The organism is Arthrobacter sp. GW822-FHT05G07 (assembly GCF_058799755.1).
Genome location: NZ_JBXALT010000005.1, coordinates 190,167 through 212,532 on the forward strand (window position 1 = coordinate 190,167; position 22,366 = coordinate 212,532).

General features: G+C 62.3%; 21 protein-coding genes. 20 read left to right on the forward strand and 1 reads right to left on the reverse strand.

The window, feature by feature from the left end:
- Nucleotides 1-27: 27 nt before the first annotated feature.
- From rpsD to nusB, 13 genes are all read left to right on the forward strand, one after another.
- Complete coding sequence (gene rpsD / locus AC1RJY_RS10115; protein WP_011774968.1) at nucleotides 28-648, forward strand: 30S ribosomal protein S4; 621 nt, start codon at nucleotides 28-30, stop codon at nucleotides 646-648.
- Between the two features lie 158 nt (nucleotides 649-806).
- Nucleotides 807-1,181, forward strand: coding sequence for a DUF948 domain-containing protein (locus tag AC1RJY_RS10120; RefSeq protein WP_011774967.1), 375 nt, complete (start codon nucleotides 807-809; stop codon nucleotides 1,179-1,181).
- A 52-nt stretch (nucleotides 1,182-1,233) separates the two neighbouring features.
- The gene (locus AC1RJY_RS10125; RefSeq protein ID WP_011774966.1) at nucleotides 1,234-1,464 is read left to right on the forward strand and encodes a hypothetical protein; all 231 of its coding nucleotides are present in this window, start codon (nucleotides 1,234-1,236) and stop codon (nucleotides 1,462-1,464) included.
- A gap of 115 nt (nucleotides 1,465-1,579) precedes the next feature.
- Nucleotides 1,580-4,258 carry an alanine--tRNA ligase gene (gene alaS / locus AC1RJY_RS10130; RefSeq protein WP_043470321.1) on the forward strand — a complete coding sequence of 893 codons (2,679 nt, stop codon included), beginning with the start codon at nucleotides 1,580-1,582 and terminating at the stop codon, nucleotides 4,256-4,258.
- 2 nt (nucleotides 4,259-4,260) lie between these two features.
- Complete coding sequence (ruvX, locus tag AC1RJY_RS10135) at nucleotides 4,261-4,851, forward strand: Holliday junction resolvase RuvX (RefSeq protein ID WP_011774964.1); 591 nt, start codon at nucleotides 4,261-4,263, stop codon at nucleotides 4,849-4,851.
- The gene (gene mltG, locus AC1RJY_RS10140) at nucleotides 4,848-6,638 is read left to right on the forward strand and encodes an endolytic transglycosylase MltG (RefSeq protein WP_498602245.1); all 1,791 of its coding nucleotides are present in this window, start codon (nucleotides 4,848-4,850) and stop codon (nucleotides 6,636-6,638) included. Before ruvX ends, mltG begins: the two co-directional genes overlap by 4 nt.
- Complete coding sequence (locus tag AC1RJY_RS10145) at nucleotides 6,635-7,489, forward strand: shikimate dehydrogenase (RefSeq protein WP_014921977.1); 855 nt, start codon at nucleotides 6,635-6,637, stop codon at nucleotides 7,487-7,489. Before mltG ends, AC1RJY_RS10145 begins: the two co-directional genes overlap by 4 nt.
- A gap of 26 nt (nucleotides 7,490-7,515) precedes the next feature.
- Nucleotides 7,516-8,715, forward strand: coding sequence for a chorismate synthase (gene aroC, locus AC1RJY_RS10150; RefSeq protein WP_014921976.1), 1,200 nt, complete (start codon nucleotides 7,516-7,518; stop codon nucleotides 8,713-8,715).
- Nucleotides 8,715-9,272 (forward strand): shikimate kinase, encoded by a 558-nt coding sequence (locus AC1RJY_RS10155; protein ID WP_011774960.1) that lies wholly within the window; start codon nucleotides 8,715-8,717, stop codon nucleotides 9,270-9,272. Before aroC ends, AC1RJY_RS10155 begins: the two co-directional genes overlap by 1 nt.
- Nucleotides 9,269-10,360: a 3-dehydroquinate synthase gene (aroB, locus tag AC1RJY_RS10160; protein WP_011774959.1), complete on the forward strand. Its 1,092-nt coding sequence runs from the start codon at nucleotides 9,269-9,271 to the stop codon at nucleotides 10,358-10,360. The genes AC1RJY_RS10155 and aroB overlap by 4 nt, the downstream gene beginning before the upstream one ends.
- On the forward strand, nucleotides 10,357-10,878 hold the full coding sequence (locus AC1RJY_RS10165) for a tetratricopeptide repeat protein (RefSeq protein WP_011774958.1): 522 nt from the start codon (nucleotides 10,357-10,359) through the stop codon (nucleotides 10,876-10,878). Before aroB ends, AC1RJY_RS10165 begins: the two co-directional genes overlap by 4 nt.
- 155 nt (nucleotides 10,879-11,033) lie before the next feature.
- The gene (efp, locus tag AC1RJY_RS10170) at nucleotides 11,034-11,597 is read left to right on the forward strand and encodes an elongation factor P (protein WP_011774957.1); all 564 of its coding nucleotides are present in this window, start codon (nucleotides 11,034-11,036) and stop codon (nucleotides 11,595-11,597) included.
- A complete protein-coding gene (gene nusB, locus AC1RJY_RS10175; protein ID WP_011774956.1) occupies nucleotides 11,597-12,007 on the forward strand; it encodes a transcription antitermination factor NusB in 411 nt (136 codons plus the stop codon). Before efp ends, nusB begins: the two co-directional genes overlap by 1 nt.
- A 112-nt stretch (nucleotides 12,008-12,119) precedes the next feature.
- Here nusB and AC1RJY_RS10180 read toward each other — a convergent pair whose 3' ends face one another.
- Complete coding sequence (locus AC1RJY_RS10180) at nucleotides 12,120-13,403, reverse strand: PrsW family intramembrane metalloprotease (RefSeq protein WP_498602246.1); 1,284 nt, start codon at nucleotides 13,401-13,403, stop codon at nucleotides 12,120-12,122.
- Between the two features lie 110 nt (nucleotides 13,404-13,513).
- Here AC1RJY_RS10180 and pyrR point away from each other — a divergent pair, with 110 nt between their 5' ends.
- The 7 genes from pyrR to pyrF are packed head-to-tail and all read left to right on the forward strand — an operon-like array spanning nucleotide 13,514 to nucleotide 22,352.
- Nucleotides 13,514-14,098, forward strand: coding sequence for a bifunctional pyr operon transcriptional regulator/uracil phosphoribosyltransferase PyrR (gene pyrR / locus AC1RJY_RS10185; RefSeq protein WP_014921974.1), 585 nt, complete (start codon nucleotides 13,514-13,516; stop codon nucleotides 14,096-14,098).
- Nucleotides 14,095-15,102, forward strand: a complete 1,008-nt coding sequence (locus AC1RJY_RS10190; protein ID WP_498602247.1) for an aspartate carbamoyltransferase catalytic subunit — start codon at nucleotides 14,095-14,097, stop codon at nucleotides 15,100-15,102. The genes pyrR and AC1RJY_RS10190 overlap by 4 nt, the downstream gene beginning before the upstream one ends.
- Nucleotides 15,102-16,427 carry a dihydroorotase gene (locus AC1RJY_RS10195; protein ID WP_011774952.1) on the forward strand — a complete coding sequence of 442 codons (1,326 nt, stop codon included), beginning with the start codon at nucleotides 15,102-15,104 and terminating at the stop codon, nucleotides 16,425-16,427. The genes AC1RJY_RS10190 and AC1RJY_RS10195 overlap by 1 nt, the downstream gene beginning before the upstream one ends.
- On the forward strand, nucleotides 16,427-16,948 hold the full coding sequence (locus AC1RJY_RS10200; protein ID WP_011774951.1) for a PH-like domain-containing protein: 522 nt from the start codon (nucleotides 16,427-16,429) through the stop codon (nucleotides 16,946-16,948). Before AC1RJY_RS10195 ends, AC1RJY_RS10200 begins: the two co-directional genes overlap by 1 nt.
- Entirely contained in the window at nucleotides 16,929-18,176 is a 1,248-nt protein-coding gene (carA, locus tag AC1RJY_RS10205) for a glutamine-hydrolyzing carbamoyl-phosphate synthase small subunit (protein WP_014921973.1), read from the forward strand. The genes AC1RJY_RS10200 and carA overlap by 20 nt, the downstream gene beginning before the upstream one ends.
- Nucleotides 18,176-21,484, forward strand: a complete 3,309-nt coding sequence (gene carB / locus AC1RJY_RS10210) for a carbamoyl-phosphate synthase large subunit (protein ID WP_011774949.1) — start codon at nucleotides 18,176-18,178, stop codon at nucleotides 21,482-21,484. The genes carA and carB overlap by 1 nt, the downstream gene beginning before the upstream one ends.
- Nucleotides 21,477-22,352, forward strand: coding sequence for an orotidine-5'-phosphate decarboxylase (pyrF, locus tag AC1RJY_RS10215; RefSeq protein ID WP_498602248.1), 876 nt, complete (start codon nucleotides 21,477-21,479; stop codon nucleotides 22,350-22,352). Before carB ends, pyrF begins: the two co-directional genes overlap by 8 nt.
- Nucleotides 22,353-22,366 lie beyond the last annotated feature (14 nt).

A 22,366-nucleotide genomic window follows, 5' to 3' on the forward strand; every position in this document is an offset into this window, starting at 1 on the left:
CACACCGCAGTAATTGGAAGGACACAAGTGGCTAACAACACTCGTGCTCGCCGTACCGCACGCCTTTCGCGTGCACTCGGCATTGCTCTGACCCCCAAGGCCGCCAAGTACATGGAGCGCCGTCCGTACGGCCCCGGCGAGCATGGCCGTGCCCGCAAGAAGCAGGACTCCGACTACGCCGTACGTCTGCGCGAAAAGCAGCGTCTGCGCGCCCAGTACGGCATCCGCGAAGCCCAGATGACCCGCGCCTTCGAAGAAGCCCGCCGCACCAAGGGCCTCACCGGTGAAAACCTGGTTGAGCTGCTCGAAATGCGTCTGGACGCCCTCGTGCTCCGTGCAGGTTTCGCCCGCACCATCGCACAGGCACGCCAGCTGGTTGTGCACCGCCACATCATGGTTGACGGCATCCGCGTGGACCGCCCGTCCTTCCGCGTTGGCGAAGGCCAGCTCATCCACGTTCACAGCCGCTCCGAGGTTATGCCCCCGTTCCAGGTGGCAGCCGCTGGCGCACACGTGCTCAATAACGTGCCGGCATACCTGGACGTCAAGATTGACGCCCTCCAGGCTCGCCTGGTTCGTCGCCCGAAGCGCTCCGAGGTCCCCGTGATCTGCGAAGAGCAGCTCGTCGTCGAATTCTACGCTCGCTAAATTCAAGCAGCGCATACAAAGAAGCCCGTGGCACAAGCCGCGGGCTTCTTTGTATGTAAGGTACCGGGCCAAAGTAGGTAAGGTACTTGGGGAGGCCTTGACCGAAGCCGTGAACCGGCTGGTGCGAGGCAGCGAAACGATCCAAGGAGAAGAGTTCTATGTCTGGTGGCGACATCGCCGGCCTCATCGCAGCAGGAGTCTTCGCGCTCCTCGTCCTGCTTTTGGCCGTGCCCATCTTGAAGCTTGGCGGCGTTTTTGACGAGGTGCGGACCTCCATCCGTTCCATCAGCGACGGCGCCACGCCCCTGATGGATGAAGTGACCGCAACGGTCACCACCACCAACCAGCAACTGAAGAAGGTTGACGGCATCGCCTCCAACGTCTCCGATGCATCGGCCAACATCTCCGCGTTGTCGTCGCTCGTTGCAGCCACGGTTGGTTCGCCGCTGATCAAGGTGGCTGCCTTCAGCTATGGCGTCCGTTCGGCTTTCGCTGGACGCCGCGCCCCTTCATCCGGCCGCCGCAGCCGCTGATTACGCAGCAGCTGAACTACACAGTCGCTGAACTACAGGGAGACCAAACCTCATGAAGAGAATTGTGTGGATGGGCATAGGCGTCGCCATTGGCGTCATTGCCTTCCGTAAAATCACCGAGGCCCAAGCCAACCTTGGGCCGGAGGGCCTGAACCGCGCTGTCGGCCGGATGGCGGATGGACTGTTCGACTTTGCCGACGCCGTGCGGACGGGGATGCACCAACGCGAGGAAGATTTGCGGGCAGCATTGGGAATCGACGACGCCGGAGCCGTTCGGCGCTAGGGGGAGCGGTTCGCCCCCACGCCCTCAACAGGGCAGAATGGAAAGCTGCGGAACGGCACCAGCCGGAACCGCGCACATCGTGTGCAGTGAATTGAGAAGGGTAAGTAATCAGCTAATGAAGTCGCAGGAGATCACCAAGCGCTGGGTGGACTTTTTTGTCAACAAGGGCCACACCGCCGTTCCCTCCGCGTCGCTCGTTTCCAGCGACCCGTCGCTTCTCTTCACTGTGGCCGGAATGGTGCCGTTCATTCCCTATTTGACCGCGCGCGAAGAGCCTCCCTACAGCCGTGCAACGAGCGTCCAGAAGTGCATCCGCACCGGTGACATAGAGGAAGTCGGGAAGACCGCACGCCACGGCACGTTCTTCCAGATGTGCGGCAACTTCTCCTTTGGCGACTACTTCAAGGAAGACGCCATCAAGTTCGCTTTCGAGCTGCTCACCACCAGTGTTGACGACGGCGGCTACGGGCTTCCGGCCGAACGTCTTTGGGTGACTGTCTACGAAGAGGACGACGAAGCCAAGGAGCTGTGGCTCAAGAACACCGGAATTCCGGCAGAGCGCATCCAACGCATGGGCAAGGCCGACAACTACTGGTCCACTGGCCAGCCCGGACCCGCCGGACCCTGCTCGGAGATCTACTACGACCGCGGCCCTGCTTACGGAATCGAAGGCGGCCCCCTGGCCGACGAGACCCGGTACATCGAAATCTGGAACCTCGTGTTCATGCAGTACCAGATCGAGAACGTCCGCTCCAAGGTGGACTTCGACATCGTGGGTGAACTGCCGCAGAAGAACATCGACACCGGCCTGGGCATGGAACGTCTCGCGATGATCCTCCAGGGCGTCGAAAACATGTACGAGACCGATCAGGTACGCCCGGTGATCGACAAAGCCGCTGAATTGTCCGGCCGCGAGTACACCTCGGCTGAATCGCCGGAAGACCCGCACCACACGGACGATGTCCGCATGCGCGTCGTCGGCGACCATATTCGCTCTGCTTTGATGCTCATCGCTGATGGCGTAGCACCGTCCAATGAGGGCCGTGGCTACGTGCTGCGTCGACTTATTCGGCGCGCCGTTCGGGCAATGCGCCTGCTCGGCGTCGAAAAGGCTTGCCTGCCGGACCTGCTTCCCGCCTCCCGTGACGCCATGAAGGGCGTTTACCCGGTAGTGGAGACTGACTTCGCACGGATCAGCCGTATTGCTTACGCCGAAGAAAAAGCATTCCTGCGCACTATTGCTTCCGGTACGGCCCGCCTGGAGGACGCGGTAGCGGAGTCCAAGGCGGCCGGCGTTCCGCTGTCCGGCGCGGATGCCTTTGCTTTGCACGATACCTACGGCTTCCCGATTGACCTGACCCTGGAGATGGCAGAAGAAGCTGGCCTGCAGGTGGACGAAGCGGGCTTCCGTGCGCTCATGCTCGAGCAGCGCCAGCGTGCCCAGGCTGATGCCAAGGGCAAGAAGGGTGGCCACGCTGACCTCAGCGCCTACCAGGAGCTCCTCGGCAAGGGCGAGACCGTCTTCACCGGATACGACGAGTTGGAGGGCGAGGCAAAGGTCCGCGGCATCGTCAGCGGTGGCCGTGCGGTAGCGCATGCCTCCACCGGCGACGAGATTGAGCTGGTCCTCAACGAAACCCCGTTCTACGCAGAAGCAGGCGGTCAGTCAGCTGACACCGGCCTCATTACCGGTGACGGCTTCGTTGTCGAGGTCCTGGACGTTCAGCGCCCCATCAAGGGCCTCAGCGTTCACAAGGCAATCGTCCGCGAAGGTGAGATCGGCTCCGACGCGCTGGTGCGTGCCGCCGTCGACCGTGAACGTCGCCATGCTGCCGAGCAGGCCCACACCGGCACGCACATTGTGCATGCCGCGTTGCACCAGATCCTCGGCCCGGAAGCTACCCAGCGCGGTTCGTACAACAAGGCCGGATACCTTCGCTTCGACTTCGCCTGGGGCGAGGGTTTGAGCACAGCCACGAGGTCCGAAATCGAAGAGGTCTCCAACATCGCCATCCGGAACAACTTCCGGGTGGACACCAAGGTGATGGGGCTCGCTGAAGCCAAGGCGCTGGGCGCCATGGCTTTGTTCGGTGAAAACTACGGCAGCGAAGTTCGCGTAGTGGAGATCGATGGCGCGTGGTCCCGCGAGTTGTGCGGTGGCACCCACGTTTCCAACACCTCCCTGATCGGCAGCCTTTCCCTGCTGGGCGAACAGTCCGTTGGCTCAGGAAACCGCCGCGTTGAAGCCTTTGTTGGCTTGGACGCATTCCGTCACCTGGCAGCAGAGCGCGCCCTGGTTTCCGAGCTTACGGAGCTTTTGAAGGTTCCTTCCGGACAACTTGCTGACCGCATCTCCAGCACTTTGAACAAGCTCAAGGCCACGGAGAAGGAACTTGACCGCCTCCGCAAGGAGCAGCTTGCTGCAGCTGCTGCCAACTTGGTGGGTACAGCGAAGGATGCTGCTGGTGTTCGGGTTGTCGCCCACGATGCCGGTCAGGTGGGTGGGGCTGACGATCTGCGTAACCTTGCCCTCGACCTGCGTAATCGCTTGGGTTCTGAAGCCTCCACTGTTGCTGTTGCGGGTGTCAGCAATGACCGACCTGTCATTCTGATCGCCACCAACGAGGCCGCTCGCGAAGCGGGCGTCAAGGCCGGCGCGCTGGTCCGCTTGGCGGCGGGCATCCTCGGCGGCGGCGGTGGCGGCAAGGACGACGTCGCCCAAGGCGGCGGCACCGACGCTGGGAAGGTCTCCGAGGCCCTCACAGCGGTGGTGGATGCGATAGCCAAGCGCTGACGGTGGCTTCCAGTACTCACAGTGGCGTCTACCCCCACGGTATAAAGCTGGGGGTAGACGTCGGTACCGTCCGGGTAGGCCTGGCCGTCTGTGATCCCGACGGGATTTTGGCGACGCCGTTGAAGACTATCGGGCGGGACAGCAAGAAGAACTCCGATGTGCGCGTACTGGTCAAGCACGCCGCGGATTTGCCGGCGGTCCAGATTTTCGTGGGTCTTCCCCGCACCATGAAAGGCGAGGAGCGCGCGTCTGCGCAAATGGCCATGGACTATGCGGACCTCCTTGTAAGCGAGCTTCTGCGTGTCGGTTTGGACGTTCCCGTAAACCTCGTGGATGAGCGACTTTCAACTGTTACGGCACACCGCAACCTGCACCAAGCTGGCATGAGCAGCAAGAACCACCGTAAAGTGGTTGATCAGGTTGCCGCTGCTGGAATACTGCAGCACGCAATCGACATGCAAAAAGCCAGAGGAACGGACGTTGGCCGCCGAGTGCAGGCACCGGTGCAGTCCGAAAAACCCAGCAGTGCCCCAACACTGCGGGCTGCCTCCGGCCTTGAAACCGATTCTTCTAAGAGGGGACTGCAACTGTGAGCCCGGTCAACAACGACCCCTCCAGCGGTACCGCCGGCGGCGGTATGTCGCTGACCCGCAAAGAGCTGCGGGCGCGTGAACGATTCCTCGCCACGCAGAACCACAATGTGGTGCCCGTTCCCGAAGCGACTCCCGGAGAGGCGGCTCCCTCAGCAGACGTTGAGCCAGAACTGCCGCGACCCGTCCCGGCTGTTCAACCCACCCCGGTGACGCCCCCGACTCCTGTGGCGCCCCCAACTCCCGTGGCGCCGCCAACTCCCGTTGCACCCCCGGCAGCCGCAGCAGCCGCGGCCGAAACCCAGCACGTGGCCGCCCCGCAGCCAGAGGCACCTCTCGAAGAGGCGGCCGACGCCACAACTCACGCGGCTGAGGCGCATGGTGGGCCGGAAGGCCACCACCAGGAAGTCCACCAAGACGAAGCAGACTTCCACGAAGACCATGAGTATGACGAGCTTGCTCGCGGTGAGGTTCAGGACGGTAATGTTCAGGACGATCCCGCCCAGCGTGATCACCACCTGCACGATCACGCCCTGCACGGTGACATCGAACACGAAGCTGTTTTAGTAGGACACCCCGAGGCTCACGCCGACGACCACGAGTACGCGGCTTACGATGCCCACTACGAGCCCGGCATCCATGAAGAACTTCACGGTGACGTTCATCTCCATGATGACCACCACCATGACCTCATTGCCCCTGTAGCCAGTCCAGCGTCCAAGGCCGCCGCGAAGAAGGCCCGCCGCCGTCGTCGTGTATTGGCCCTTCTGATCACGCTGGGTGTCTTCGTTGCCGCCATCGCCATAGGTGCGCAGTTCCTGAAGCCCTTGCTGGGCATGGACAGGGTTACCGACTTTCCGGGCCCGGGAACGGGCTCGGTCACCATTACTGTTCCTGAGGGATCCGGTCCCAAAGCCGTGGCAAACGACCTCGTGCAAAAGCGCGTGGTTGCCGACTCCGACGCTTTTGTTGAGGCATTCCTGAGCGAGGGCGGGGAGCTCTCTCCCGGGGACTTCACGTTCCGTACGGAGATGAAGAACTCCGACGCCGTGGCTGTGCTGGTGAACAAGGACGCATCCAAGGTCATGTACTTCGCCCTGAGCGCAGGTCTGCGTATCAACGAATCGCTGGAGGCCATCTCCAAGGGCTCGGGCATACCCATGCAACAGCTCAATGCCCTCAACCAAGCGCCGGGTCAATTCGGAGTGCCTGCCAAGGCCAAGAACCTGGAGGGCTTCCTGGCGCCGGGGGAGTACCGCTTTGAACTCGGTACATCCGCCAAGGACATCATCCAGAAGCTGGTGAACACTACCCTTGATGAACTCAAAGCCCAGGGAGTAACGGACCCGGCCAAGCAGTACGACACTGTAACCATTGCCAGCATCGTCCAGGCTGAAGGCGGCCAGGCAGACTACGGAAACGTGGCCGGCGCCATTTACAACAGGCTCAAACCCAACAATGTTGAGACCAGCGGCCTCATCCAGTCCGACGCCACTGTGACGTACGGGCTGGGGAAGAAGTCCTTCCACCTCACGGAGGAAGAAAAGGCGGACAAGTCCAACGCGTACAACACCTACGCCAACGTTGGGCTGCCGGTGGGACCCATCGGTTCTCCAGGTAAGACTGCCATTGATGCTGCAGCAAAGCCGACGCCGAACGAATACCTCTACTGGGTGACCATCAACCTGGACACCAAGGAGACCCGGTTCTCCAAGACACTGGCCGAGCACAACACCTACGTTGAGCAGTACAATGCGTGGTGCCAGGCTAACGCAGGACGGTGTGTGTGAGTCGTCGTGCCGCAGTTCTGGGGCATCCGATCTCACATTCGAAGTCTCCGGCCCTGCACTCTGCTGCCTATGCCACGTTGGGCGTGGACATCGAATACTCGGCGATTGACGTCACTGTTGAAAGGCTCCCAGGGTTCATGGAGTCACTTCGCGGTGATGACACCTGGTGCGGCCTCTCGGTGACCATGCCGCTGAAATCGGCCATGATCAGCCAAGTGGACGAAGTTCGCGGAGCCGGCGCCCACTTGGGCGTCATCAACACCGTTGTTTTCGAGCGTGATGGCGCACAGGTGCGCCGGGTGGGTTACAACACTGATGTGGCCGGCATCGTCGAGGCGGTCCGCTACGCGGGCGTGGTTGCAGCACCCCACGCAGCCATCCTTGGTGGCGGCGGGACATCGGCTGCGGCCGTCGCAGCTGTAAAGGAACTCGGTGCCCGTCACGTCGATGTTTTCGTTCGCGACGCCGGACGTGCCGGTGATGCGCAAGCCGCAGCGGCCGCCGTCGGACTTTCCCTCGCCGTCCGGCCGTTGACCGAAGCAGCGTCCGCTGTGGCCGGAATGAATCTGGTGATCTCCACATTTCCGCCGCGTGCCGCTGATCCGTTGGCTGAGGAGCTTGCAGCTTTGCCGCGAACCGGGGGCGGCGTCCTGCTGGATGTCGCCTACGATCCTTGGCCCAGCCGCTTGGCGGAAGTGTGGCAAGGCCACGGGGGAGCGGTAGTCCCTGGCCTGGAGATGCTGATGTATCAGGCGGCCGAGCAGATCAGGCGCTTCAGCGGCTGTGACGTGGATGCCGCCGTCATAGATGTGATGTGCGACTCAGTCGGGCTTCCCCGGCGAGTGTTCTAGAAGCCTTACATGGCAGGATTGGTTATATGTTGCGTTGGTTGACTGCCGGTGAATCCCATGGTCCGGCCCTGATCGGAATTGTTGAAGGCGTGCCTGCCGGTGTTGAACTCACCAGCGGGCAGATTCGTGACGCGTTGGCGCGTCGCCGCCTGGGCTATGGCCGTGGTGCCCGCATGAAGTTCGAGCAGGACGAGGTCACCATCATGGGTGGCGTCCGCCACGGACTCACTCAGGGTGGCCCAGTAGCCATCCAGGTTGGTAACACCGAGTGGCCCAAGTGGGAGCAGATCATGTCTGCTGATCCCGTGGACCCTGAAGTCCTCGCCGACCAAGCCCGCAATGCACCTCTGACTCGTCCGCGCCCCGGGCACGCCGACTTCACGGGAATGCAGAAATATGGGTTCGACGAAGCCCGTCCGGTCCTCGAGCGTGCCAGCGCACGCGAGACCGCCACACGCGTGGCACTAGGTACCGTTGCTGCCCAGTTCCTGAAGCAATTGGGCATCGAGCTGGTCAGCCACACTGTTTCCATCGCCAGCGTGACCGTTCCGGAAGGCCGGCCCCTGCCGTTGCCGAAGGACGTCATAGCACTTGACGCAGATCCCTTGCGCTGCTTCGACCGTGAGACGTCGAATGCGATGGTGGCCGAGGTGGATGCCGCCCACAAGGAAGGTGAAACCCTTGGTGGCGTAGTGGAGGTCTTGGCATACGGGCTTCCCCCGGGACTTGGCAGCTACGTTCACTGGGATCGTCGCCTCGACTCCCGCCTCGCGGCCGCACTCATGGGTATTCAGGCTATTAAGGGAGTAGAGGTCGGCGACGGCTTCCTCACGGCCGCCCGTCGCGGTTCTGCTGCACATGACGAAATCCTTAAGGACGAAAACGGCAAGATCGTTCGTCAGACCAACCGCGCCGGTGGCATCGAAGGTGGTATGAGCATCGGTGAGGTTCTTCGTGTTCGGGCAGCCATGAAGCCGATCGCAACCGTTCCACGTGCACTGCGCACCATCGACGTGAGTACCGGTGAGCCTGCTAAGGCCCACCACCAGCGTTCGGATGTCTGCGCGGTTCCCGCCGCCGGCGTTGTTGCCGAAGCCATGGTGGCACTGGTTCTCGCAGAAGCTGTTGCGGAGAAATTTGGTGGCGACTCCGTGCCGGAGACCCAGCGGAACCTGCAGAGCTACCTCGAGAGCATCCCGGCCACCCTGGACTCGGTCGGCCGGTAGTGGGCCGCGCTATCCCGGATGGCCGCCCCGTTGTCCTCGTAGGCCCCATGGCCGTTGGAAAATCGGCGATCGGCCAGCAACTGGCCCAGCAACTCCATCTCCCGTTCGTGGACACCGACGCAGTGGTGGTTGCTGCCCACGGCAGCATCGCAGATATTTTCGCCGGCAGGGGAGAACACGCCTTCCGCCAGATTGAAGCGCGGACTGTGGCCAAGGCCATCGAGTCGGCCAAGGTCGAGCCCGCCATTATTTCCCTGGGCGGAGGTGCGGTGCTTGACTCCGGGACCCAGCAACTGCTGGGGGAGTGCACCGTGGTCTATCTGGAGTGTGACGCGGAAACAGTCGCAGACAGGATTGCGCGGAACACAGGCAGACCCCTGCTGCAGGGCGACGCCATGACCCGCTGGGAAGCTTTGTTTGCCACCAGGCGCCCGGTCTATGAGCGTCTCGCGGACATAGTCATGGATGTCCGTTCCGGGTCCGTGGCGGAAATCGGCCTCCTATTGGAGGAGCGGCTGCTCCAGCATGCAGCCTTGAAAGAGGAAGTTGAAAAGTGAGCAACGAAGCAACTGTCATCAAGGTGACCGGCCAGTCCGTTAATGAGAACTACGACGTCGTGGTGGGCCGCGGCCTGTTGGACACGCTGCCTGCCAAGCTCGGCGAGCGTGTACGGCGAGTACTGGTGATCCACCCGAGGGCCCTCCGGCTGACCGGCGATACCGTCCGGGACGAGCTTGAAGCTGCGGGATTCACGGCCCTCACGGCCGAAATCCCGGATGCCGAAGAAGGCAAACACATCCAGGTGGCCGCTTTTTGCTGGCAAGTGCTGGGCCAGAATGATTTCACACGCTCCGATGCCATCGTGGCAGTAGGTGGAGGCGCAGTCACGGACCTCGCCGGCTTCGTGGCAGCCACCTGGCTTCGTGGGGTCAAAGTAATCCACATGCCCACGAGTTTGCTGGGCATGGTGGATGCTTCCGTGGGAGGCAAGACCGGAATCAACACGGCCGAAGGCAAGAACCTCGTGGGCTCCTTCCATCCGCCGGCCGCTGTCCTGGCCGACCTGGACACACTCCAGACGTTGCCGAAGAACGAGCTCATTTCCGGGATGGCCGAGGTCATCAAATGCGGCTTCATCGCTGATCCCGCGATCCTCGACCTCGTCGAGAAGAACACCGACGCTGTGATGGACCCGGGATCGGATGTTGTCCGCGAGCTCATTGAACGCGCGATTTCGGTTAAGGCCGATGTCGTTTCCCAGGACCTCAAGGAATCCGGCCTCCGCGAAATCCTGAACTACGGTCACACGCTTGGCCACGCCATCGAGCTCGTTGAACGATACTCATGGCGTCACGGTGCCGCCGTTTCCGTGGGAATGATGTTCGCTGCCGAGTTGTCCCGCAGCGTGGGGCGTTTGTCCGATGCCGATGCAGACCGCCACCGCACCATCCTGGAGAGCCTCGGTTTGCCCATCACGTACCGCAGGGACCGCTGGCAGGGTCTTCTGGACGGAATGCGCCGGGACAAGAAGTCCCGCGGCGATCTTCTCCGGTTCGTGGTCCTCGACGGCGTAGCCAAGCCGGGCATCCTGGAAGTCCCTGACACGTCACTCCTGTTTGCCGCATACCAGGAGATCGCATCATGACTGTCACTCTGCGCGAAGGCGTCAGTGATTGGCCCACAGCCGGCTTCCCCGGAGTCCGGATGAACCCGGATACTTTGCTTCCCGTGGTTGTCAATGAGGAAGTCATGGAGTCCGCCCTTGCGGCCTCGGAAGACCCCGCGGATCGCATCATGGCTCTCCTGCTGGATAACCAGCCGAACGAGGCAGCGGAGCTGTTGGCCGAAGCGCGCTACAAGGATCCGGAGTCGTTCCGGTTGAGGATTTTTGAAGCTGAAGTCCACCGCGCAACCAACCGGCTGGACCGTGCTGTGCAGTTGTTCAGGCATCTCTTGCAGGATGTCCAAGGCAGCTCGAAGGAAGCTATCGTGCACCAATATCTGGGCCGGGCATATTTCGTCAGCGGGAACGCGCTTGCCGCATCCGAGGAATTCGCCAAGGCCCTGGATCTACGCGTAGCCATGGCTGCTGATGCCGCGCTGATCTACTCCTCCGCCGTAGCCCTGCAAAGGGCGCGGAATGTCCTGGAACTGGCTTCCTGACGCCCCGGGAAACCGCGCCCGCAAGTCTTAGGTGTATTTGCCGGTAGAATGGTTCTTGGATTTTTGATAAATACGCGCTGGCGGGCCGTTTGGCATGCCTGCTTGGCATAGACAAACTGGCAGCTTGAACCAGTGAGAGAAACCAGAGGATACGAGTGGCAACCACAAACGACATCAAGAACGGGACCGTACTGAAGCTCGAGGGCCAGCTCTGGAACATCATTGAGTTCCAGCACGTCAAGCCGGGCAAGGGCGGAGCGTTCGTTCGCACCAAAATGCGCAACGTCATGTCCGGCAAGGTGGTCGATAAGACCTTCAACGCCGGCCTGAAGATTGAAACCGCAACGGTTGACCGCCGTGACTACCAGTACCTGTACCAGGACGGCGAAGATTTCGTCTTCATGGACACCCAGGACTACGACCAGATCACTGTGTCCGGCGCTACTGTAGGCGACGCTACCAACTTCATGCTCGAGAACCAGATGGTCAATATTGCCATCCACGAGGGCACGCCGCTGTACATCGAATTGCCCCCGAGCGTCGTCCTTGAAATCACCTACACGGAACCGGGCCTTCAGGGCGACCGCTCCTCGGCGGGCACCAAGCCCGCAACTGTGGAGACGGGCTACGAAATCCAGGTTCCCCTGTTCGTTGAGCAGGGCACCAAGGTCAAGGTAGACACCCGCGATGGCAGCTACTTGGGCCGGGTCAACGACTAGTGAGCGCACGCGGTAAAGCCCGTAGCAGGGCGCTTGAAGTACTTTTCGAGGCAGAGCAGCGCTCTGTTTCGGCTTTCGACGCGATGACAGCGCGTCGGGAGAAGACCGATCTTGTCATCAACCCGTACACGGTGGAAATCGTGGAAGGTGTCGTTTCCATGCAGGCGACCATCGATGAGTTCCTGCAGACCTACGCTCAAGGCTGGACGTTGGAACGGATGCCGTCGGTAGACCGCATCATCCTTCGCATTGGCGCCTGGGAACTTCTCTACAATGACGAAGTTCCGGACGGAGTAGCTGTCAGCGAAGCCGTGGCCCTCGCCAAGACGATGTCCACGGACGAGTCGCCGGCCTTCATCAACGGGCTTCTTGGCCGTTTGCAGAAGCTCAAACCTTCTCTCCTCGCGTAGGCATTCACAGCGATGAGCTATGCGCGGTAAGACAAACCGCGATAAGACAAGAAAGGACCCGCATCCACAGGATGCGGGTCCTTCTTGCGTTACTGGAGGACGGCCTCTTGCGTCACTGAAGCACCGCCGCCCGGAGGGTGGGGATCCTGCGCAGATGCTCAAGCTCATCGTGCTGGTGGATGTGGACGTCGCGGCCACTCAGTATCCGTTGCCGGGTAAACGCCAGTGCAGTGGCACCTTTGATGAATGACTTCATCTGGTGACCACGCCCGCGCGAAGACGCCCAGCGAACGGCCTGTCGGCGGCCTCGTGACGTGGCCAGCATCTCCACTTCAGCTGGAGTGAACCAACCTGCCCGGGCGTACTCGAGGAGCCGTTGGCGGGTGAGCTTTCCTTCGGCGACACGGAGAAGGATGATGCCTGCGGCGGCGACCAGGAAGATCGGCACCTGGACCACAAAGTACTCCACCAGGAAGTTCTGTCCCATGCTGTTCCAACGGTTGTGCAGGAACATCGCGGGCAGCAAGCCGACGAAGAACGCAAGGACCGCGTACCCTGAGTGCCATTTCCGGGCGGCGAAGCCCATAATCAGTCCGGTTGTTCCCGTGAACACCGCGTGGGCGAACGGGGACATGACCCCGCGGAGGATGAAGATGCGGACCAAGTCAGTTCCGGGATCGGCGGACGAGGCTATTTCGCGACCAAAGTAGAGGATGTTCTCCGTGAAGGCGAAGCCGGCGGCGATGGTGAAGGCGAACACGACACCGTCAACAGGTCCGTCAAAGTACTTGCGTGCTGCCAAAATCAGGACCAGCAGCCCCAGCGATTTGGTGAACTCTTCCACGATGGGGGCCTGCACCGTGGCCATGAAGTAGGTGAAAGCTTCTTCGCTGGAGGTTGGTGCGGCAAGTGCGAAGAGCGGCTGGATCAGCAACGTACCGGCAATGGAGACGGCCGCACCCCACGTAAAGGCGAACCAGAGGAGTCGTTTCGGCTCGGGCTCCCAGCGGTCGATCAGGCGCACCGTCAGCAGCACCACTGACAGCGGAATCAGGGAGGCAATGAATCCGATCACGAAACCGGTGATGCCGGTGTTGCCCAGCAGAAACGGCACTACCAACAACAGACTGCCCAGAACCAGCACAGTTCCCGCAATGAGCAGGGGGACCATCCCCCAGGACCGGCGTCCCGGGGGTGTTGGCGGTGCGGCCCAGGTTTGCTGGGGTAGTGACGTCGGATTACCCGGGGCGGGTTGATAGTTCCCCGGCTGCACGCGGCCGATCCAGGTGGGGTTGGCACCAGGTTCCAGGTATGGCCGCGGATAGGGCTGGCCGTGGTGGTTCATGGTCATGGGCAAGAGCCTATTCCACAGTACGGAGTGTGAGCTTAAACTCACGCTTCACTGGCGTCCCCGGTGAGGTGGGAAAGAGGCGCTGTGGTAGCTTTGAAAAGCAAATATTCCTTTTTTAATTCCGTCCCGTGAGGCGGGGAAAGGGGAGACGAGCGATGACTGAAGTCACTTCAGCGCACGTGCCGTCGCGGGTTGTTCTCAATCAGGCGGACATTGATCGTGCGCTCACTCGTATCGCCCACGAGATCCTCGAAGCCAATAAAGGCTCCCAGGACCTTGTCCTGTTGGGCATTCCCAGCCGCGGTTATCCTTTGGCAGTGCGGCTTGCCAACAAAATTGCGGCCGCCGACCCCACGGTGAACGCCGAGACGATGGTTGGCCAGCTGGATGTCACCATGTTCCGTGACGACCTCTCCCATCAGCCCACGCGGCCCCCACGCCACACACGGCTCCCGTTGTCCGGGATCGACAACAAGGTTGTTGTCCTGATCGACGACGTTCTTTATTCCGGTCGGACCATTCGCGCCGCGCTGGACGCTTTGGTTGACCTTGGCCGCCCACGGATCGTCCGCTTGGCTGTGCTGGTGGACCGGGGCCACCGCGAGCTTCCCATCCGGGCAGACCACGTGGGCAAGAACCTGCCCACTTCCTCATCCGAAAAAGTCCGGGTCCACCTCGAGGAGATCGACTCCGTGGACGGCGTGCCCGTCAACGAGGTAGTAATTGAGGCTGGCAAGTGAAGCACCTCCTTTCCACCGAAAACCTCAGTCTCTTCGACGCCGTTCGTGTTTTGGACACGGCGGAGGAAATGTCCGCCGTCGGCGAGCGTGAAGTAAAGAAACTCCCGGCACTCCGCGGCCGCACCGTGGTTAATCTTTTCTTCGAAGACTCCACCCGTACCCGTATCTCCTTTGAGGCGGCAGCCAAACGCCTGTCAGCGGATGTTATCAACTTCGCCGCCAAAGGATCGTCGGTTTCCAAGGGGGAGTCCCTTAAGGACACCGCGCAGACACTCGCAGCCATGGGCGCGGACGCCGTCGTTATCCGCCACTGGGCTTCCGGCGCGCCGCACAGGCTCGCCGCCACCGACTGGATAGACGCAGCTGTCATTAACGCCGGCGACGGTACCCATGAGCACCCTACCCAGGCACTGTTGGATGCGTTCACCATGCGCCGCCATTGGTCGCAGGTCAACGGTACTGAGTCCACGGGAGCAGATCTGAAGGGCATGCGCGTAGCGATCGCCGGGGATGTCTTGCACTCCCGTGTCGCCCGGTCCAACGTTTGGTTGCTGAAGACCCTTGGCGCCGAGGTCACCTTGGTGGCGCCGCCTACTCTGCTGCCCATCGGCGTGGAGCACTGGCCTTGCATAGTCAGCTACAACCTGGACGAGACGTTGGAAGCAGGCATCGACGCCATGATGATGCTGCGTGTCCAGGGTGAGCGCATGAACGCGTCCTTCTTCCCCTCAACCCGCGAGTACTCGCGCCGCTGGGGTTTCGATGACGCCAGGCTCCGGATGCTGGACGACCTCGGCATGAAGGACACCATCATCATGCATCCAGGCCCCATGAACCGGGGGTTGGAGATATCTTCTGCGGCCGCAGATTCACCGCGTTCCACCGTGCTCGCGCAGGTGCGGAACGGTGTCTCGGTCCGCATGGCCGCCCTTTACCTGCTGCTCTCCGGGGACTCCCGCGAAGCCGCCCCGAACGTAAGCCAGTCCAGCAAGGAGACCAACTGATGGCCGAGAACACCTACCTGATTCGTGGGGCCGCCATCCTCGGCGGCGAAGCTGAAGACCTCTTGATTCGTGACGGCGTTATCGAAGCACGCGGCAAGGACCTGTCGGCCGACGACGCAACTGTCATTGACGCCCAGGGCCTCGTGGCCCTGCCGGGCATGGTGGACGTTCATACCCACTTGCGCGAACCAGGCCGCGAAGACGCCGAAACGGTGGAAACCGGTACCCGGGCTGCAGCATTGGGCGGCTTCACAGCTGTCCACGCGATGGCCAACAGCAACCCGGTGGCCGACACTGCAGGTGTCGTGGAGCAGGTTCACAGCCTGGGCCGTGCGTCCGGCTGGGTGGATGTGCGCCCTGTCGGCGCGGTGACGGTGGGCTTGGCCGGCGAGCAGCTCGCCGAGTTGGGTGCCATGGCTGACTCCCGAGCCCAGGTCCGGATGTTCTCCGACGACGGTATCTGCGTACACGATCCCGTCCTCATGCGCCGTGCCCTGGAATACGTCAAAGCGTTCGACGGCGTGGTGGCCCAGCATGCGCAGGAGCCGCGCCTTACCGCCGGTGCTCAAATGAATGAAGGCACTGTGTCTGCGGTGCTCGGACTCACCGGCTGGCCGGCTGTTGCAGAGGAAAGCATCATCGCCCGCGACGTTCTGCTTGCACAGCATGTTGGTTCCCGCCTCCACGTATGCCATGTCTCCACTGCAGGTTCCGTGGAGATCGTGCGCTGGGCGAAAGCGCGAGGGATCAACGTTACTGCCGAGGTCACCCCGCACCACCTGCTCCTCACCGATGAACTGGTCCGCAGCTACGACCCCGTGTACAAGGTCAACCCCCCGCTGCGCACCGACGCCGATGTTCAGGCGCTCCGCGAGGGTTTGGCCGATGGCACCATCGACGTGGTGGGAACCGACCACGCCCCGCACCCCAGCGAGCATAAGGAATGCGAGTGGGCGCAGGCAGCCATGGGCATGACCGGTCTTGAAACTGCCCTGTCCGTGGTCCAGGAGACCATGATCGAAACCGGCCTCATGACGTGGGCCGACTTTGCAAGGGTCACGTCCTTCACGCCCGCAGTCATCGGTCGCGTCGCCGATCAGGGCCGTCCGTTGGAGGTTGGCGAGCCGGCCAACGTCATTCTGGTGGACCCGGCTGCGCGTTGGACCGTTGACCCCCATAAAATGGCAACCATGGGCCGCAATTCACCGTTCAAGGGCAAAGAGCTGCCCGGATCCGTGGTGGCGACCTTCTTCAAGGGCCACCCCACGGTGCTTGATGGCCAGCTCAACACGCCGTACAGGTACCCGGCAGTCAGCAGCAACTGATGGACAACCAAACACTGACCGTGCTCATCACGGTGCCGCTGATCGTCATCGTTTTGGCGATGATCTGGCTGGGGTGGCGGAACCGGCTAAGGCGACAAGCCGACGTCGAACGCCTCCCCGAGGTGCCGGAGCAGCTGACGCCGGCCACCGTTGTCTCGGACGGCCAGTACGTTGCCACCACCACGGCGGGCGACTGGCTGGACCGGATAGCAGTCCAGGGCCTGGGTATCCGGACCAACGCGGAACTGAGCATCCACGCTGAAGGTGCGTTGTTCGACCGTTCAGGCGCCGCCCCGGTGTTCATCCCGCGCTCAGCCCTGGTGGACAGCCGCGAAGCCAACGGAATGGCCGGGAAGTTCGTCGAAAAGGACGGACTCCTGGTCATCAACTGGAAGCTTGGCTCCCGGGAACTCGACACCGGATTCCGTTCCAGGCACGCAGCCGACAAGCAGCTCCTCCTCGAAGCCCTCCAAGAATTGATCTCCGCAGCCCCTCAGGCAGATGCCGATAGTGGAAAGTAATAAAGTGACGGATAGTAAAGCAGCCACCACACCCGCCCCCTCAGCAGCAGTACTCGTGCTCGAAGACGGCCGCATGTTCCGCGGCCGCAGCTACGGAGCCCAGGGAACGGCTCTCGGTGAGGCCGTCTTCGCCACCGGCATGACCGGGTACCAGGAGACCATCACTGATCCCTCCTACGCCCGCCAGCTTGTGGTCCAGACCGCGCCTCACATCGGCAACACAGGCGTCAACAGCGAAGACGCTGAATCCCGCCGCATCTGGGTAGCCGGATATGTTGTGCGCGACGCCGCCCGCCGCCCCTCAAACTGGCGCTCCGAACGCAGCCTCGATGATGAACTGGTGGACCAGGGAATCGTTGGCATCCAGGGCGTAGACACTCGCGCCATCACCCGCCACCTCCGCGAGCACAAAACCATGCGCGCCGGCATTTTCTCCGGCGAGGCCGCACAGGCCAGCGACAAGGAGCTCCTGGACGCTGTCCTTGCCAGTGCGCCCATGGAAGGCGCAGCGCTGGCTGAGGAAGTCTCCATTGATGAGGCCTACGTTGTGGAACCCAAGGACCACGGCTGGGAAGGTGAGCCGCGCTTCTCCATCGCGGCGGTTGACCTGGGCATCAAGGCCATGACGCCGGTCCGCTTCGCCGAGCGCGGCGTGCGCGTGCACGTCCTGCCTGCAACGTCCACTCTTGAGGACGTCAACGCGGTCAACCCGGACGGCTTCTTCATGTCCAACGGACCTGGCGACCCCGCTACAGCTGACCACCAGGTCTCGCTTCTGCGCTCGGTGCTTGATGAGAAGCTCCCATACTTCGGCATCTGCTTCGGTAACCAGATCCTCGGCCGCGCCCTGGGTTTCGGCACCTACAAGCTCCGTTACGGCCACCGCGGCATCAACCAGCCCGTCATGGACCGCCGCACCGGCAAGGTGGAAATCACCTCGCAAAACCACGGTTTCGCCGTTGACGCACCGCTGAACGGTTCCACCGTGGCGCCGGAAGAGCGCTTCGGCCGCGTGGAAGTAAGCCACGTTTCGTTGAACGACGACGTCGTTGAAGGACTCGCCTGCCTCGACATCCCGGCGTTCTCGGTCCAGTACCACCCCGAAGCCGCGGCCGGACCGCACGATGCTGCGTACCTCTTTGACCGCTTCATCGACCTCATGGCCGACACCAAGTCCAAGGCCACAGGCGCCAACTCCACCGACTCCAAGACTGAGGACAAGAAGTAATGCCCAAGCGTACAGATCTCAAGAGCGTCCTTGTCATCGGTTCCGGCCCCATTGTCATCGGCCAGGCGGCTGAGTTCGACTACTCCGGTACCCAGGCGCTTCGCGTCCTCAAGGAGGAGGGCCTGCGGGTCATCCTGGTGAACTCCAACCCGGCCACCATCATGACGGACCCGGAGTTCGCCGATGCCACGTATGTGGAGCCCATCACTCCTGAGGTGGTGGAGAAGATCATCGCCAAGGAGCGCCCGGACGCCATCCTGCCCACCTTGGGTGGCCAGACTGCGTTGAACACGGCCATCGCGCTGGACAAGAACGGTGTGCTGGAGAAGTACAACGTGGAACTCATCGGCGCGAATATTGCGGCCATTGAGCTCGGCGAAGACCGCGAGAAGTTCAAGGGCGTCGTGGAGCGTTGTGGCGCAGAGTCCGCACGCAGCCACATCATCCACACCATGGAAGAGGCCTTCGCTGCTGCCGAGGACCTGGGCTACCCCATGGTGGTCCGTCCGTCCTTCACCATGGGTGGCCTGGGCTCCGGGCTGGCTTACAACGAGGACGACCTCCGCCGCATCGTCGGCCAAGGCCTCCAGTACAGCCCCACCACCGAGGTCCTGCTCGAAGAGAGCATCCTCGGCTGGAAGGAATACGAGCTCGAGATGATGCGCGACAAGAACGACAACGTCGTTGTTGTGTGCTCCATCGAGAACTTCGACCCCGTAGGTGTCCACACCGGTGACTCCATCACGGTCGCCCCGGCGCTGACCCTCACGGACCGCGAGTACCAGAAGCTGCGCGACGTCTCCATCGCGGTCATTCGCGAAGTGGGCGTGGACACCGGTGGTTGCAACATCCAGTTCGCCATCGATCCCGCCACGGGTCGTGTGGTGGTCATCGAGATGAACCCCCGCGTATCCCGTTCCTCCGCCCTGGCCTCCAAGGCAACCGGCTTTGCCATCGCCAAGATCGCCACCAAGCTGTCCCTTGGCTACACCTTGGATGAGATCCCGAACGACATCACCCAGAAGACGCCGGCCTCGTTCGAGCCCACTTTGGACTATGTAGTGGTCAAGGTTCCGCGCTTTGCCTTTGAGAAGTTCCCGGCAGCCGACAACACGCTGACCACCACCATGAAGTCTGTTGGTGAAGCCATGGCCATGGGTCGCAACTTCACCGAGGCCCTGCAGAAGGCGCTTCGCTCACTGGAGCAGAAGGGCTCGCAGCTGGACTTCAGCTCCGTGCCGGAGTACGAGGTTGCCGAGCTCATTGAGAAGGCCAAGCGCCCCACCACGGACCGCCTGCACCAGGTGCAGCGCGCGCTCCTGGGCGGCGCCACGGTGGAAGACCTCTTCGAAGCCACAAAGATCGACCCCTGGTTCCTGGATCAGCTGCAGCTCTTGAACGAGACCGCGCAGGAGATCCGCAAGGCCGGCGTCCTCACGGAGGAAATGCTGCGCAACGCCAAGCGTCACGGCTTCTCCGACGAGCAGATCGGTGCTTTGACGCACAACAACGAGGCCGTGGTCCGGGGCGTCCGACAGGCGCTGGGCATTCGTCCGGTCTACAAGACGGTTGACACCTGTGCAGCAGAGTTCGCCGCCTACACCCCGTACCACTACTCGTCCTATGACGAGGAAGACGAAGTAGGCCTGCACGCCAAGCCCTCCGTCATCATCCTGGGCTCGGGTCCCAACCGCATTGGCCAGGGAATCGAGTTCGACTACTCCTGCGTCCACGCCTCCATGGCGCTGCGCAAGGCCGGCTATGAGACGGTCATGGTCAACTGCAACCCCGAGACCGTCTCCACGGACTACGACGTCTCCACGCGTCTCTACTTCGAGCCGCTGACCCTTGAGGACGTCCTTGAGGTCATTGCCGCAGAGGAGCGCACCGGTGGCGTTATGGGCGTCTTCGTACAGCTCGGCGGCCAGACCCCGCTGAAGCTGGCCCAGCAGCTCGCCGACGCGGGTGTTCCGATCCTGGGCACCTCGCCGGAAGCGATCGACCTCGCAGAGCACCGTGGAGCCTTTGCCCGCGTCCTGGATGAAGCCGGCCTGACCTCCCCGAAGAACGGCACCGCCGTTTCCTTCGAGGACGCCAAGAAGATCGCCGACGAAATCGGCTACCCGGTGCTGGTCCGTCCGTCCTACGTCCTGGGCGGCCGCGGTATGGAGATCGTCTATGACGAAGCCAACCTCTCCCGCTACATCGCCAACGCCACCGAAATCACCCCGGACCACCCGGTGCTGATTGACCGCTTCCTTGAAGATGCGGTCGAAATTGACGTCGACGCACTCTTCGACGGCACCGACATGTACCTCGGCGGCATTATGGAACACATCGAAGAAGCGGGCATCCACTCCGGTGATTCCGCATGCGTGCTTCCTCCGATTACTCTTGGCAACAACGTGATCGAGCGTGTGCGCACGGCAACCCGTGCCATTGCCGAAGGTGTAGGCGTCCGCGGACTTATCAACATCCAGTTCGCGCTGGCCTCGGATGTCCTGTACGTCCTTGAAGCCAATCCGCGCGCTTCCCGCACCGTTCCGTTCGTCTCCAAGGCAACGGGCGTGCAGATGGCCAAGGCTGCTGCCCTCATTGGTACTGGCGTGACCATCAACCAACTCCGCGGCGCTTACAAGATGCTGCCGGAAACCGGCGACGGTTCCACCCTGCCTTTGGACGCCCCGGTTGCCGTCAAGGAAGCGGTCCTTCCGTTCAGCCGCTTCCGTACTCCTGAAGGCAAGGTTGTCGACTCCCTGCTCGGCCCGGAAATGCGCTCCACCGGTGAAGTCATGGGCATCGACAAGCACTTCGACACCGCGTTCGCCAAGAGCCAGGCCGCTGCGAACAACGCCTTGCCTACCGAGGGCAAGATCTTCGTCTCGGTGGCCAACCGTGACAAGCGCTCCGTGATCATGGGCGTCAAGCGACTCTCGGACCTGGGCTTCGAGATTGTTTCCACCGGTGGCACTGCTGACGTCCTGCGCCGCAATGGCATCCAGGCGACTCCGGTCCGCAAGGTGGCAGAGGGCAGCAGCGCCGAGGGCGAAGGCACCATCGCGGATCTGGTCATAGCCGGCGAGATCGACATGGTCTTCAACACGCCCTCCGGTGGCGAAGCCCGCAGCGACGGATACGAGCTCCGTGCCGCGGCAACGTCGATCGGCATTCCCTGCATCACCACCGTTGCCGAGTTCAACGCCGCAGTGCAGGCCATTGAGGCACTGCGCACCTACGAATGGTCGGTGACCAGCCTGCAGGAGCACGCAGCCAACCTGTCGGCGGCAATGGAAGCAGCCAATGCCTGAGTCTGCTTCACCCCAGCAAGAGCAGCAGCCGGTCCGGGAGTCTTTTGGCTCCCGGCTGGCTGCCGCCATGGCCGCGCGCGGCCCGCTCTGCGTCGGAATCGACCCCCACCCGCAGCTTTTGGCTGATTGGGGATTGACCGACGACGCCGCGGGGCTGGAGCGCTTTTCGTTGACAGTCGTGGAGGCCGTGGCTTCCCTCGCTGCCGCGGTCAAGCCGCAGGTGGCGCTCTATGAGCGTCATGGCTCCGCCGGCATGGCGGCCCTGGAGCGCACTCTGGCCGCATGCGCTGAGGCAGGCGTGCTCAGTATCGCCGATGCCAAGCGCGGGGACATCGGCTCCACCATGGCGGCGTATGCGGATGCTTGGCTGCGGGATGGTTCGTCCTTGGCTGCGGACTCGGTGACCCTGAGCCCGTACCTTGGCTTTGAGTCGCTGCGGCCGGCTTTGGATCTTGCTGCGCAGTATGGCAGGGGAGTGTTCGTGCTTGCACTGACATCGAATCCTGAAGGAAAGTCTGTCCAGCACGTTGGCGGGAGCGACTCCGTGGCGCGCCGGATGGTTGCCGCTGCTGCAGCGGAGAACCAGCGGTATCAGGGCGTTCTAGGTTCTGTCGGTTTGGTTGTTGGCGCTACTATCGGTTCCGCGCTTGAGGACCTGGACATCAACTTGGCTCCTGTCCGCGGCGCGATCCTCGCCCCCGGACTCGGCGCGCAGGGCGCTACTCCTGCTGATCTTCGGGCGACTTTCGGCCATGCCTATCCCTCAGTCCTGGCGACCTCCAGCAGGGGGATCCTGGCCGCTGGTCCGTCTTTGGCGAGCCTGCGTGCCGCAACAGCAGAGACGCTGGACGGGCTTCGCTCCGAGTAAGTTGCCCACCCTCA

What these genes read in the sequence shown, in the direction of transcription:
- AC1RJY_RS10120 (WP_011774967.1), top strand. Translation starts at nt 807, where the DNA reads ATGTCTGGTGGCGACATCGCCGGCCTCATCGCAGCAGGAGTCTTCGCG.
- AC1RJY_RS10125 (WP_011774966.1), top strand. Translation starts at nt 1,234, where the DNA reads ATGAAGAGAATTGTGTGGATGGGCATAGGCGTCGCCATTGGCGTCATT.
- alaS (WP_043470321.1), top strand. Translation starts at nt 1,580, where the DNA reads ATGAAGTCGCAGGAGATCACCAAGCGCTGGGTGGACTTTTTTGTCAAC.
- aroC (WP_014921976.1), top strand. Translation starts at nt 7,516, where the DNA reads ATGTTGCGTTGGTTGACTGCCGGTGAATCCCATGGTCCGGCCCTGATC.
- AC1RJY_RS10165 (WP_011774958.1), top strand. Translation starts at nt 10,357, where the DNA reads ATGACTGTCACTCTGCGCGAAGGCGTCAGTGATTGGCCCACAGCCGGC.
- pyrR (WP_014921974.1), top strand. Translation starts at nt 13,514, where the DNA reads ATGACTGAAGTCACTTCAGCGCACGTGCCGTCGCGGGTTGTTCTCAAT.
- AC1RJY_RS10195 (WP_011774952.1), top strand. Translation starts at nt 15,102, where the DNA reads ATGGCCGAGAACACCTACCTGATTCGTGGGGCCGCCATCCTCGGCGGC.
- AC1RJY_RS10200 (WP_011774951.1), top strand. Translation starts at nt 16,427, where the DNA reads ATGGACAACCAAACACTGACCGTGCTCATCACGGTGCCGCTGATCGTC.
- carA (WP_014921973.1), top strand. Translation starts at nt 16,929, where the DNA reads ATGCCGATAGTGGAAAGTAATAAAGTGACGGATAGTAAAGCAGCCACC.
- carB (WP_011774949.1), top strand. Translation starts at nt 18,176, where the DNA reads ATGCCCAAGCGTACAGATCTCAAGAGCGTCCTTGTCATCGGTTCCGGC.
- pyrF (WP_498602248.1), top strand. Translation starts at nt 21,477, where the DNA reads ATGCCTGAGTCTGCTTCACCCCAGCAAGAGCAGCAGCCGGTCCGGGAG.